We start from the raw sequence: 11,825 nt of genomic DNA on the forward strand, positions 1-11,825 counted from the left end.
AATATAACTCCCAGGAGGTTTACGACACAGGCGGAGGAGTAGATACTTATGATTATTACAAAGGGGGGTCAATGTTGCAAGCGTGGCCCGGTGCGCCCAGAACGTTCTTCATAAGCACCAGCATGAAATTTTAAACAGATTAATTAAAATAAAATAGAGGACAACTATTATGATACTCAAACGAATAAAAGGGCTACTTTCTATTCTCTTTGCCATTACTTTGATACCCGCATTGTTTACAGGTCTATATGTGTTGACGGGGGTCTTGCAGACCCCCGCATATGCCAACGCAAAGCACCTCAAAAAGAATTTTAATCACTATAGTTATAAAAACCGTCCGGATATTTTTAAACCGCTCGGTGTTACTGCAAACAATTTATTAACCGTACGTCACATTCTTCCGACCGGTCGTATCGTCACTCCGGTAGGGCTTTTGAACGGAACCCCTAATTTTGCAACTAATGTTGCAGTATATCATAACTTAGTCGCCGTAGTTGCAAACGGCGCAACCTTCGTTCAGACCGTTACCATATACAATAAGAATACTCTTGCCGAGATAGCGCAGTATAAGGCATATAAAGAAAAGAAGCTCATGAAGGTAAAACCACCTAAGGTTATAATATATAATCCTAAGGAGGCTAAAAATAATAGCATAAATAAATCGCAGACATTTATTTCTGCCAAAAATAGCCATCAGGACCTGTTTCAGGGTTTAACTTTCGGTCCCAATGGGACTTTATATGCCTCGGGTGGAGGAGTGAGCAACATTGTAGCACTAAAACTTATCGGCAGTAAATTGGTAGTCGTTAAAAAATACCATCTAAAATGGCAGAACTTTCCGAAAAACCAGTATCCTTATCAGTACCAAGGTCATCAGGATAAGAAGCCGTATATGTTTTATCCGGATTCCGTCACGGTTTACGGCAAATATATTTTCGTAACCGGTCTTTTGTCTAATGCCATTGCAAGAATAAATAAATATACGGGTAAAATTGTTTACGCAAATGTCGGTCCCTACCCCTTCACCTCGGTTATTTCGGATAACGGCAAGAGGCTGATCGTCAGTGACTGGGGCTCTTACGGGGTTACCGTGTTAAACCCTGTAACTATGAAAAAGATAGGGTTTATACGGACCGGAGTCATCTTAAACGAAAACAGCAAGGTGGCGGGAGTCCATCCCACCGCATTGACGAGCGTTAAGAATACTCCTTACGTTTTAGTTTCCGATTCCAACAGCGATATGATTTTTGAACTTAATTCGGAGACCTTAAAGGTCATAAAAATTATCAACGACTCTCCTTATAAAAACGCCCCTCCGGGAAGCTATCCCGATGGTATTGCCGTCGTAAAAGATAAAATATACGTTGCAAACGCCGGTAACGACGATATTGCCATATATAATTTAAAAACCGGTTCCCGTATCGGTCTGATTCCTACGGCATGGTATCCCACGGCCGTGGTATCAAGCGGCAACGATATATTTGTGGTATCCGCCAAGGGTCTCGGAACCGGACCTGATTACTATTATCAGTGGATAGGCAGTTTTATGGACGGGATTATCCAAAAGATTAATCTAAATTATACAAGAAAGGATTACGGTTTCTGGACGCATGTAGCCCTAAAAGACGATGGGTTTACGCTTAGTCAGAGAACGGCAAGGCATGAAAAAAACGCAAAGATAGATCGTTTTCTACGGACACATATAAAACACGTAGTCTTTATTTTAAGGGAAAATAAGACGTTCGACGAGGATTTAGGGGTTTATAAACGCGCGGGCAAATGGGCAGATCCCCACCTCGACCTTTATAACAAAAGAGAACTTCCGAACCTTTACAAGCTTGCCAATGATTACGGACTATTCGTCGACTTTATGGCGGACGGACAGGTAACGTCGCAGGCTCATGAATGGACAACGGGGGCATCGGACTCCGACTGGATTCAAAGAACGTGGCCTATATATTATTCAGGAAGGGGTTTAGTCGCAAACTCCGGCTGGACGGCGGATTTAAGAAAATTAAGCATACGCGACCATTATAAATATATGCCGATTTACGACAGTTTAACCGCATTAAAGCATTGGTCTAATCCGTGGATAGCATATCCTCAAAAATTATATATCTTTAACGATATGATTAAATACGGAGTATCCTTTGAAGATTTCGGGGAGTTCGTATCCCGTTCGAGGATAGGTAACATATCTAATGTTATGAAAAAGCATATAGACCTTAAATCTTACGGGTGGGACAGGTTTATATTGGATACCACAAGGACTAACGTCTTTTTGAACTTTGCGAAAAAAAGGATGGCCAGTCATGATTTTCCGTCCTTTGTTTATATATGGTTACCTGACGACCATACGGCAGGCACAAAACCATGTTACTATACTCCAGACTATTACGTGGCGAATAACGATTATTCCACCGGTAAAATTATCGATTATTTAAGTCATTCGCCTATATGGAAAAATACTCTCGTATTTATTACAGAAGACGATGCCCAGTCGGGAGCCGATCATATAAACGCCCTTAGAACGTTTGCGGTAATGATAGGTCCTTACGCTAAGAAAGGTGCTTTGATTTCACATTTTTATTCACTAGTAAACATTTTAAAGACGATTGAAGCGATCTTTAAGCTGCCACCGATGTCTCAGTGGGACGCAAACTCAGCGGTTATAAGAAACGGATTTACCGATAAACCCGATATGGCACCGTTTAACGTATTGCCTATGGAGGTAAAGCCTGCTTTAAATCCTGGAATATGTAGGAGTAGGATAGATAAGTTAAGATTAGAGTTAGGTAAAAAAGGTTTATGGGAAGCCCCGCTTAAATCTAAATTGAAAAATAAGTTTAAATTGTCGTCAGTCGGCGTTGCTTCTGCCGGCGAGCAATATACCCCGGTTACCCTTATGAAGGTTTCCGGACCGGAACAGTTTAAACAGGAATGGATTGCATCTAAGGGTTTAAAATCTTATAAGAAAGTAATAGGTTACATAAAAAAATTAACAAAAAAAGAGCATAGACCGACGGGAAGCATAATAGAGGGGGTAACGCCGGATTAAAGTTTTATTTGGAATAGATTTAAGTTAAGTATATGAGAGGAAATAATATACTTATAGGCAGTTTTAGTTTAGGGATATGCAAATATCCCTAAACTATTTTAAAATTATAACGAGCCAACCTAAATCATTTACCTTTATTTTTCTGCATGGATAATATTTCAGATTTTTTTTGAAGCCGGTACATTTTTATATCACTTAAATGCATCTCGGTAATATATAGTTGTGTTTCTTATGTATTCCTGCCAAATAGCCGCCTTACTCTGTGTTTTGACGATATAGCAAATCTAAACGGCATGAATAAACTCAACCCGAAAGATATTACCCCCCCTATTTATATATTGTCGTTTTGCTTCCCTTTATTTGTATTCAAATTTGCTAAATTTTACCTGTGTTTTAGCAAAAACGGACACAGTGTCAGGATTTATTTTTTTAAGGTTTAGCTACTCGGAAAGGTTTATTTGCTACGGTTTTGAATGGTGGAGCTGATCGGAGTCGAACCGACGACATCTTGCATGCCATGCAAGCGCTCTGCCAACTGAGCTACAGCCCCTTTTTTTAAAATAGCAGTATAATAATACTATATTGTCTTATTTTAAGTCAATAATTAATATGATTTTATCATTTTAAAGTATTTGTACATAGAAGCGTTGAGGTTTTAGAATAAGATAATCATCTCAATATGTGGTACAATATTCGCTATAATAAATACGTATTTAAAAATAGCGCTGATAATCCGAAAATATAAAAATATAAGCAAGCAGTATAAACATAAAGTAATAGGTCAATTTATATATCTTAATATAAATAATATATTGAGATATATAAATACTGCTTAGAGTAAAACTTTAAAAAAATATAGATATTAAGACAACAGAAATAATGGATTATAAGGTATAACAGGTAAGAATATGAACATTTGTGTGGCTGGTGATGTCCATGGAAGAATGGATATGCTTTATGAAAGTATTAATAATTTTGAGTTAAAACTTAAAATTAAGTTCGATGTTGTTTTGCAGGTCGGTGATTTCGGCGTGTGGATAGATGAAAGAAATCATGACGGAACAACTAAACTTTACAATGGGACGGGGGATTTTCCGGAATGGTACAAGCATAAAAGAGCTGTTCCCATTAAGACATACTTTATAAACGGCAACAACGAAGACTTTGGCTTTCTTGATGCCGTTAAGTTATCCGGCGAGTTTGAAATAATTAAAGATTTGTTTTATATATCGAACGGAACGGTCCATGAAATTAAAATAGAAAAAGGTGAAAGAGACGGTCATTACGGCAGTGAAACTGAGAATATTGTTGTTGCGGGTATCGGCGGAAAATACGATCCCGAATATTTCAGACATCAGGATGTAAATGGATGTTATACTGAATATGAGATAGATAATCTTATAAATTATAAAGATATGAATAGGAATAATGAAGATAAACAAATAGATATTTTTATTTCGCATGATGCTCCAGAGGACGTTCTCATAGAGGATAACGATAAAAACAAATATTATCCAAAGTCAATAGGACTCAGAAAACTTATTTTAAATATTACGCCAAAGGTGGTTTTTTTCGGGCATCATCATGGAATTTGCGAATCTGAAATAGATAAAATTCCGGTTTACGGTCTTAATATTTTAGGTGAAAAGGGGAGTTTTGTTGCTATTAAAAAAGTAAAAGATGAATTCAAAATTTTGGGTCGTTATCCATAAACTAAAAATATTTTATACTTAATTTATGACAAGTAAACCATTGATTGAGGGTTATATATACTTTACTCTCAAATCTCATACTCAATACGGGGATAAGTGGAAAAAAAGTGATTACAAGGATATTGAAACATTTATCGAAGATTGCGGGGAGGCAGTATTTTCATGCGCCAGAACCAGCATAGAAGAGTATTCTTTGTATAAAAAATTCAAAGCCGAGAAAATCTATTATTGTTTTAAAACAGGGAAGATAGTTAAAACGAGAACTTTCGATTCTTCAAGAGAGGATATTCTTGATATTGTCGGTTTAGGTACTATTGAAAATGAGATCAAATTTGCTCCATGCGTTATAAATTGAAGGATGAGTTAAAACAAAAATCATTGACATATTACAGAAAATGTATTTTAATATCTACAAGAAGTTATGTTTTTCGCGGGAATAGCTCAGTGGTAGAGCATCACCTTGCCAAGGTGGGGGTCGCGGGTTCAAGTCCCGTTTCCCGCTCCATTCAAAACCGTAGCAAATAAACCTTTCCGAGTAGCCAAACCTTAAAAATAAATCCTGACATTGTGTCCGTTTTTGCTAAAACACAGATGAAATTTAGCAAATTTAAACATAAACAAAGGGAAGCAAAACAATAATATATAAACAGGGGAGGGTAATATCTTTCGGGTTGAGTTTATCCTTGACAATAAAGAAGTATCTATTTTTCGCGCTAAACAAAAGATGATTTATTAAATCGGTTTACTGCAGAAGATAATCTTTATATGGCAAGGTTATTAAAATTTGTAAAATTAAGAATTAAAAACAAGTCAATTCATTTAACTAAAAAACTGAAGACGCTATAAATTATTTTATTATCTAAATAGGCGAACTATATGGTATAGTTGTAAATATAAAAAATGTTGAAAGAGGTATCGATATGTCTAATATTGACTGTAGCGATAAACAATTACACGTAAGAAACAAGTCTAAAAAAAGAGGAGTTTCATGGATATAGATTTAAAATCTATAATTAAAAGATATAAAGAAGACGAAGAGACCGTATATAACAGCTGGTTCGTAAACAACGATGAACGACTAAAAGCATTTCGTTCCATTAGACGAGGTGTATTTGATGTAATACGCGATATTAAATGTGGAAATTTCGGTAATGATTTCAAAAATTCATCCTTAGAGCTCGTGTTAAATTGCATAACAGAGCAAAAACAAGTATTTAAGGGTGCATCGCACCCATTCTGTTGGAAACCGAAATTAAGAATACCCGATATCTATGAAAATGAAGAAAATAAAATTGCCTTTGGTCAATTTCTTGAAAGGTGTATAAATTATACAAAAGAAGAACAAATAATCAAGGAAATTATTCTGCTCGATCATAGAAAGATAAAGGGGTTAGGTCCGGCAGTCGCTAATATCCTCTATTTTTTACACCCTACTATAATTCTTCCGTTCAATACGGCAATCGTTAACGGCTTCAATTCCTTATTTGACGATAAAATAAAACTCGGGTCATGGCCCGAGTACCTGAGAATGAGAGAGATAATAATGACGAAGAATAATGAATATAAGTTAGATCTCTCTAATGACCTCGGTGCTTTTGCGGGTCTTCTGTTTGATATCGGGGAAAGTAAATTACTAATTAACAGCGAGCATGTCACAGAAAAAGAATGGTCAAAAATAAATAATAAAATAAGAAAGCGGCATGATGAAGTTATTAGTGAAATGGAGGAAGCAAATCTTCATACGGAGATGCAATATCATATTTTAACAATTGGAGATTCTATGGGATATGATGTTATTCAGGCATCAAATGACCGGTCACGCTGCTATAACGGAAACAGTTTATCTTCTATAAGCATTGATAAATTTCCTAATTTGGAAGAAGTTGATGGGGATACATATAAAACAATTACCTTGATAGATGCAGTTTGGTTTGAAAAAGGCACAAATAAGATTATTTGTGCCTTTGAAATAGAAAAGAGTACTACAATATATTCGGGAATATCAAGGCTTAACGATCTATACTGTTCTTTCCCTAACGACCCGCCGTCATTGTATCTTGTAATACCCGATAAAAGAGAGAGAGAAGCAATAATGCAGCTGCAAAGACCGGGTATTAAAAGGGGTAAAATAGGAATATATTATATTCTTTTTTCTGAGTTAAAAAAATATTGCGATGCAATATGTAAATTTGGTGAGAATAAAGAAATACTTAAAAAAATATCGAATGTCGCGGGTTGAAATATCAATAGTGCAAATCATAAGCTGGATTTGACATAATTAAGGGTAATAAATAATTAAAACAATGAAGATAGCGTATTTATTGACCGGAGTAAAACATGAAAACTGAATTTGACGCACATAAGAGCGGGAAAAACGATTGCGGCGGGATTTATTCTTCTAATTGTTTAATATGCGGGAATGGACTTGAATATTTACCGATCTCTATCTTTCTGACTTGTTTTTACTGCGGCAAAGAGGAAAAGGGGAATATCGTATGCTCTTCGGGTAAATCTCACTATGTTTGCGATGATTGCCATAATCTGCCTTCTTTTAATTTCATCAAAGAGTATTTATTGGCTACAGATAAGATGGACCCTTTTGAAATAACATTTGATATTTTAAATAATTCTTCTATTCCGATGCTGGGTTGCCATCATGCTTATATTCTAACCGGTTCTATTTTAATGAGCCTAAAGAATCGCGGCTATCTTAATATAACCGATGCCGATATGGAAGAGGCGTTTCTGAGATTATCAAAACAGGCTGTAGGCGGCTATTGCGGGTTAAGCGGCGTATGCGGCATAGTTCCTGCGGGCGGTATCATATATTCTATATTGACTGGCTCGGTATGCGGAAAGGATAGAGAGCAAAAAATAACTATGGGAATTACTACATCGCTATCTAAGGCTATATATTGCCTGACGGGACCTTCTTGCTGCAAAGCCTATCTTTTTAAATCAATGGAAATATTAATTTATTCTCTTTATATCGATTTTCACTTTCCCCTTTTAGATAAAGACGTAAAAATTGAATGTAACTTTAAAGATATGCATCCACATGTGTGCGGTCTTGAAAAATGCCCATATTTTGCCGGCTTTAACATCAATACAAAAGAATTGAGGCAAACATATCAAAAAGAAACCGGTTTTCTACACGAGTCCGATTTCACATGCGAAGATACTTACTCCAATACAGACGTGTTAAGGAATGAAGTCGTAGTCTATTCCGACGCTCCGACTGCTCCTTGCTGAAAGTGACGTGTCTTAGGTTAAGACAAAGTAAAAATTATTTAATGGTTTACTTTAGATTATCAACGTAAGAAATTAATCTTTACTTTCATAGAGAAATCCGCGCCAACATCAAACGGCGGATCAGTATAAATGAGCTTTAATCCACCTTCCCTTTCAATCTCTTCTCGTAATACGCCGCTTTTCAAACCGGAAAGGATGAGTTTGTTATCTCCCCATCATATTAATTTTATTCAAAAAAAGATTATCTGCTGGATTTTTGATTTTATCAAGTGTTTTATTAACATATAAATATCTCTCCCTGTTGCTTTTGAACTGTTTGCATCCAACAACTTTATAGCTCGTAAATACAAATAATAAAGCTCAATGATTGTTAAAAAATGAGCTTTATTATTTTCAATTTGCAGTACGGTAAGTATAAAAAATAGTAGCCGGTTGCGGGATAATTAACTTTCAATTCACAATGAAGCTGAATCGTGTTACAACCTTAAAATTTACTGCTGTTTCGGTTATTATTTTTATACAGTGTTGCAATGATGTGTAACTCATATTTCATCGCTTCTTTGTGCTATCAAAAAATTTATATTAACTTACGAAAAATTATAATACGGATAAAAAGAAAATCTTAAGATAGAAATGTCTTTTTAAAGAGGATATCTGGAACTGAGAACCGCTATAGTAAATAATATAAGAATTTATATGAGCAGGTAGAGTTCATAAAAGGTATTTATAAAAATATGAATACGGTATTCAATAGATATTCTTTTAATATATGAAAGGGAACAATATACTAAACAGATAAGTTCTTGAAGGACATTTTCTATTTAGAAAAATTGGTTTCTAAGGAGTCGTTAAAAAACGATAATATGATTGCTCCGGCACCGAGGAAATGAATACGGTTTAAAGAATCTATGTATTTGGCATTTAAGGCGGATTTTTAAACAAGATTTTCGGCACGTTTGATTTTGTATGATATAATCATAAACATAATACGCTGTATAATTAAAAGGTATTGATAAAATGTCTATATTTAATCGCAGAAGAGTTGCCGTAATACGTTATGCCGGAACGATAACTGCTCAGAATGTGTCTTCTTATATAAAACTCCTGAAGAAACTTGAGAAAATGAAATCGATAAAAGGGGTGATGTTTGTAATAGATAGCCCGGGGGGAAGCGCCGTTCATTCCGAACTTCTATATTATGCCGTTAAGAGGCTAAGAAAAAAGGGTAAAAAGGTTTTTGGCTACCTGGAGGTTTCGGCATCCGGAGGCTATATGATTGCCTGCGCATTAGAAAGACTGTATGCCCCTCCGATGGCGATTATAGGCTCTATAGGCGTTATAAGCATTAAACCCGTTCTTAAAGGAGTTATGGAAAAATTAGGCATTGATTATGAGGTGGTTAAAAAAGGTAAGCATAAGGATATGTGGCTTTTTACGAGAAATTACTCTGACGAAGAAAGGACCAGCATAAACGAACTTCAAGACGAAATTTATTATCGTTTTGTAGAGATAGTTTCCGAAGCCAGAGGGATTAACTTACAGGATACGCTCAGTCTTGCTACGGGTGAGCTTTTCTCTTCTAAAAGTGCTGCGGCTAAAAAACTAATTGACGAGGTCTCTGATTTCGATAAGGCGCTCGAAGATTTATGCGAATCGCTCAATGTTAACCCCAATAAGGTTATTAATTTAAACATCAAAAAACCGCTATTCCAAAGGATAATAAGCATTTCAATTCAAAATGCCGTAGAAGATATTTATTATAGATTGATGTACTAAAGATATGGGGAACGGGGAGGCGGCATAAGTGTCGATATGAATATATTATAGCGGAGATACTTTTATGGAAAGAAATAAGTCGATGCCTAAATCTCGGTTAACCGATATCGAAAACGGGATTAACGTTAATACTGTGCTTGATATAATTTTCGGATTGGTTCTAATAATTTTCTTTGTGATTGCGGTTGTACATATCGATTCTCTTCTCATATCCGCGATAACTATTCTTGCCGTTATTTACTATATTTTTTCTTCGATAAAAAAACATTCCGCGAATAAAAAAGCAAAAAAGGTGAAATTATTTTTAGATAATTTTTTAGAAAAAGAAAAAGATATTCGGAAACGCATGACAAATGCCGATTTTTATGGTATCGAATTCAAAATTAACGACTTATTTGATTCTTTTTACGATATTATTAAATCCGCTCTGGAAATTGTTGATATTGTTGCCGTAGACGCTAAATCAGAAAGCTCTTCCATGGAAAGGATAAGCAAAGAAAACGAATCACTCGTCGGTCAGATTGCTTCTATATCCAGTGCAATCGATGAAATTAGCATGTCTCATAAGGAGATGACGAAAAGCGCAAAAAATGCCAATGAATCTTCGAGCCTTTCCGTCCAAAGGGCAAAAGAAGGAAATACCATGATAGAGAACATTATATTGGAGATTAAAACTGTATCTATTTCCATTGAAAACCTCCGTAATACCATGATAAGTCTAAACGACAGATCTATAGAGATAGGAGAGGTTATATCATTAATCAGCGATATTGCCGATCAAACAAACCTTTTGGCGCTGAACGCAGCAATAGAAGCGGCAAGGGCGGGCGAACAAGGCAGAGGGTTTGCGGTTGTCGCCGACGAGGTCCGAAAACTTGCGGAACGAACCAGCAAATCCACATTCGACACAAGACGAATAATCGAAAGACTTCAGGAGGAAACGGCTAAAACTGTCAGCGCCATCAAAGAGTCGGTTGAAAATGCCGGAAGTATTATGATGGAAACAAAAAAAGCCGAAGAATTCTTTCAGAAAATAATAGAGGCTGCGGCGGATGAAAAAAGTAATATAAACGTGATTACGTCTTCGGCAGAGCAGCTTGAAATAGCCGTTTCTGACGTAGAGAAAAACTTAGCCGTAGTCCAAAAAGTTTCTGCGGAGACGACGAAAATGACGAAAAGGTCTCAGGCCGGTTTTGATTCTTTATCCGAGCTGTCCCATTCGCTTAAAACGGAATTTGTATCCTTAAGGTTAAATTTATTCGGGTTAGTCCCCTTAGAATCGGCTGTTAACATGAAAAAGAAGTTCAAACCCTTAATAAACTATATAAACGAATCCGTTAATATAAATAATGATAGAGGTGTGAATTTTGCCTCATTTGTTGCTGAATCATATGAAGATTCGATAGAAGAGATAGGCGGCGGAATAGTTCAGCTGGCATATATGACCCCATCTACGTTTCTTATTGCCGAAAAAAAATATGGAGTTATACCCTTGGTTTATGCCGTTAAAAACGGATCTCCGACTTATAAAAGCGCAATAGTGGTTTCCAAAAATTCCAATATAGGCAATATCAGAGATTTAAAAGGAAAAAGTATCGCTTTCGGTTCAAAAATGTCGACCGGTTCTACGCTTGTCCCCATCGCTATGTTAAAAAAGAACGGCGTAGAACTAAAGGATTTATCCCTCGTCGAATATCTCGGTTCACATGATATGGTTGCGAAGGGCGTTACGGAAGGCGATTTTGATGCCGGCGGATTAATGGATTCCACTTATGAAGAATTTAAAGATTCGCTTAAGGTTCTTGAGTATTCAACCCCTATACCGCAATTTCCGATTTGCGCAAGCGCAAAAGCAGATCCGGCATTGTTAAAAGAAATAAAAAGTATCTTACTTAAGGCCGATAGCAGTATACTTATGCCGATAGACCCCGGATATACGATTTTTACCGAAGTAGCCTCCGAAAATTTTAATGAAATAAAAAGGCTCCTTGAATTATGATTAGAATCATATAGCACTATAAAATTCT

At 36.1% G+C, this 11,825-nt stretch carries 7 protein-coding genes, 2 tRNA genes and 1 pseudogene; 8 read left to right on the forward strand and 2 right to left on the reverse strand.

All coding sequences use genetic code 11. The features are described from left to right. The first annotated feature begins 169 nt into the window (after positions 1–169). Complete coding sequence (locus ACMCNP_RS00005) at positions 170–3,058, forward strand: alkaline phosphatase family protein (protein ID WP_419312095.1); 2,889 nt, start codon at positions 170–172, stop codon at positions 3,056–3,058. Positions 3,059–3,532: 474 nt separating this feature from the next. On the opposite strand, the gene ACMCNP_RS00010 is transcribed toward ACMCNP_RS00005, so the two are convergent. Next, positions 3,533–3,608: transfer RNA gene (locus ACMCNP_RS00010), tRNA-Ala, on the reverse strand. 358 nt (positions 3,609–3,966) lie between these two features. On the opposite strand from ACMCNP_RS00010, the gene ACMCNP_RS00015 reads away from it, so the two are divergent. The 5 genes from ACMCNP_RS00015 to ACMCNP_RS00035 all read left to right on the forward strand — a co-directional run bounded on the left by ACMCNP_RS00015 (position 3,967) and on the right by ACMCNP_RS00035 (position 8,022). Beyond that, complete coding sequence (locus tag ACMCNP_RS00015) at positions 3,967–4,770, forward strand: metallophosphoesterase family protein (protein WP_419312098.1); 804 nt, start codon at positions 3,967–3,969, stop codon at positions 4,768–4,770. A gap of 25 nt (positions 4,771–4,795) precedes the next feature. Continuing rightward, positions 4,796–5,125, forward strand: a complete 330-nt coding sequence (locus tag ACMCNP_RS00020; RefSeq protein WP_419312100.1) for a hypothetical protein — start codon at positions 4,796–4,798, stop codon at positions 5,123–5,125. 75 nt (positions 5,126–5,200) lie between these two features. Then, positions 5,201–5,275: transfer RNA gene (locus ACMCNP_RS00025), tRNA-Gly, on the forward strand. A 483-nt stretch (positions 5,276–5,758) separates the two neighbouring features. Next, entirely contained in the window at positions 5,759–7,009 is a 1,251-nt protein-coding gene (locus ACMCNP_RS00030; protein WP_419312103.1) for a hypothetical protein, read from the forward strand. Positions 7,010–7,107: 98 nt separating this feature from the next. Then, the gene (locus ACMCNP_RS00035; protein ID WP_419312106.1) at positions 7,108–8,022 is read left to right on the forward strand and encodes a DUF5714 domain-containing protein; all 915 of its coding nucleotides are present in this window, start codon (positions 7,108–7,110) and stop codon (positions 8,020–8,022) included. Positions 8,023–8,096: 74 nt separating this feature from the next. On the opposite strand, the pseudogene ACMCNP_RS00040 reads toward ACMCNP_RS00035, so the two are convergent. Further along, a pseudogene (locus ACMCNP_RS00040) lies at positions 8,097–8,237 on the reverse strand (adenine methyltransferase); the annotation flags it as partial. An 802-nt stretch (positions 8,238–9,039) separates the two neighbouring features. On the opposite strand from ACMCNP_RS00040, the gene sppA reads away from it, so the two are divergent. Continuing rightward, positions 9,040–9,798 carry a signal peptide peptidase SppA gene (sppA, locus tag ACMCNP_RS00045; RefSeq protein WP_419312109.1) on the forward strand — a complete coding sequence of 253 codons (759 nt, stop codon included), beginning with the start codon at positions 9,040–9,042 and terminating at the stop codon, positions 9,796–9,798. Positions 9,799–9,862: 64 nt separating this feature from the next. After that, positions 9,863–11,797: a phosphate/phosphite/phosphonate ABC transporter substrate-binding protein gene (gene phnD, locus ACMCNP_RS00050; RefSeq protein WP_419312112.1), complete on the forward strand. Its 1,935-nt coding sequence runs from the start codon at positions 9,863–9,865 to the stop codon at positions 11,795–11,797. Positions 11,798–11,825 lie beyond the last annotated feature (28 nt).

The sequence above is a fragment of the Candidatus Acidulodesulfobacterium sp. H_13 genome, from assembly GCF_048541835.1.
Lineage (GTDB): Bacteria > SZUA-79 > SZUA-79 > Acidulodesulfobacterales > Acidulodesulfobacteraceae > QIJE01.

Excerpts from the sequence above, each read along its gene's own strand:
- ACMCNP_RS00005 (WP_419312095.1), top strand. The coding sequence starts at position 170 with ATGATACTCAAACGAATAAAAGGGCTACTTTCTATTCTCTTTGCCATT.
- ACMCNP_RS00015 (WP_419312098.1), top strand. The coding sequence starts at position 3,967 with ATGAACATTTGTGTGGCTGGTGATGTCCATGGAAGAATGGATATGCTT.
- ACMCNP_RS00020 (WP_419312100.1), top strand. The coding sequence starts at position 4,796 with ATGACAAGTAAACCATTGATTGAGGGTTATATATACTTTACTCTCAAA.
- ACMCNP_RS00030 (WP_419312103.1), top strand. The coding sequence starts at position 5,759 with ATGGATATAGATTTAAAATCTATAATTAAAAGATATAAAGAAGACGAA.
- ACMCNP_RS00035 (WP_419312106.1), top strand. The coding sequence starts at position 7,108 with ATGAAAACTGAATTTGACGCACATAAGAGCGGGAAAAACGATTGCGGC.
- sppA (WP_419312109.1), top strand. The coding sequence starts at position 9,040 with ATGTCTATATTTAATCGCAGAAGAGTTGCCGTAATACGTTATGCCGGA.
- phnD (WP_419312112.1), top strand. The coding sequence starts at position 9,863 with ATGGAAAGAAATAAGTCGATGCCTAAATCTCGGTTAACCGATATCGAA.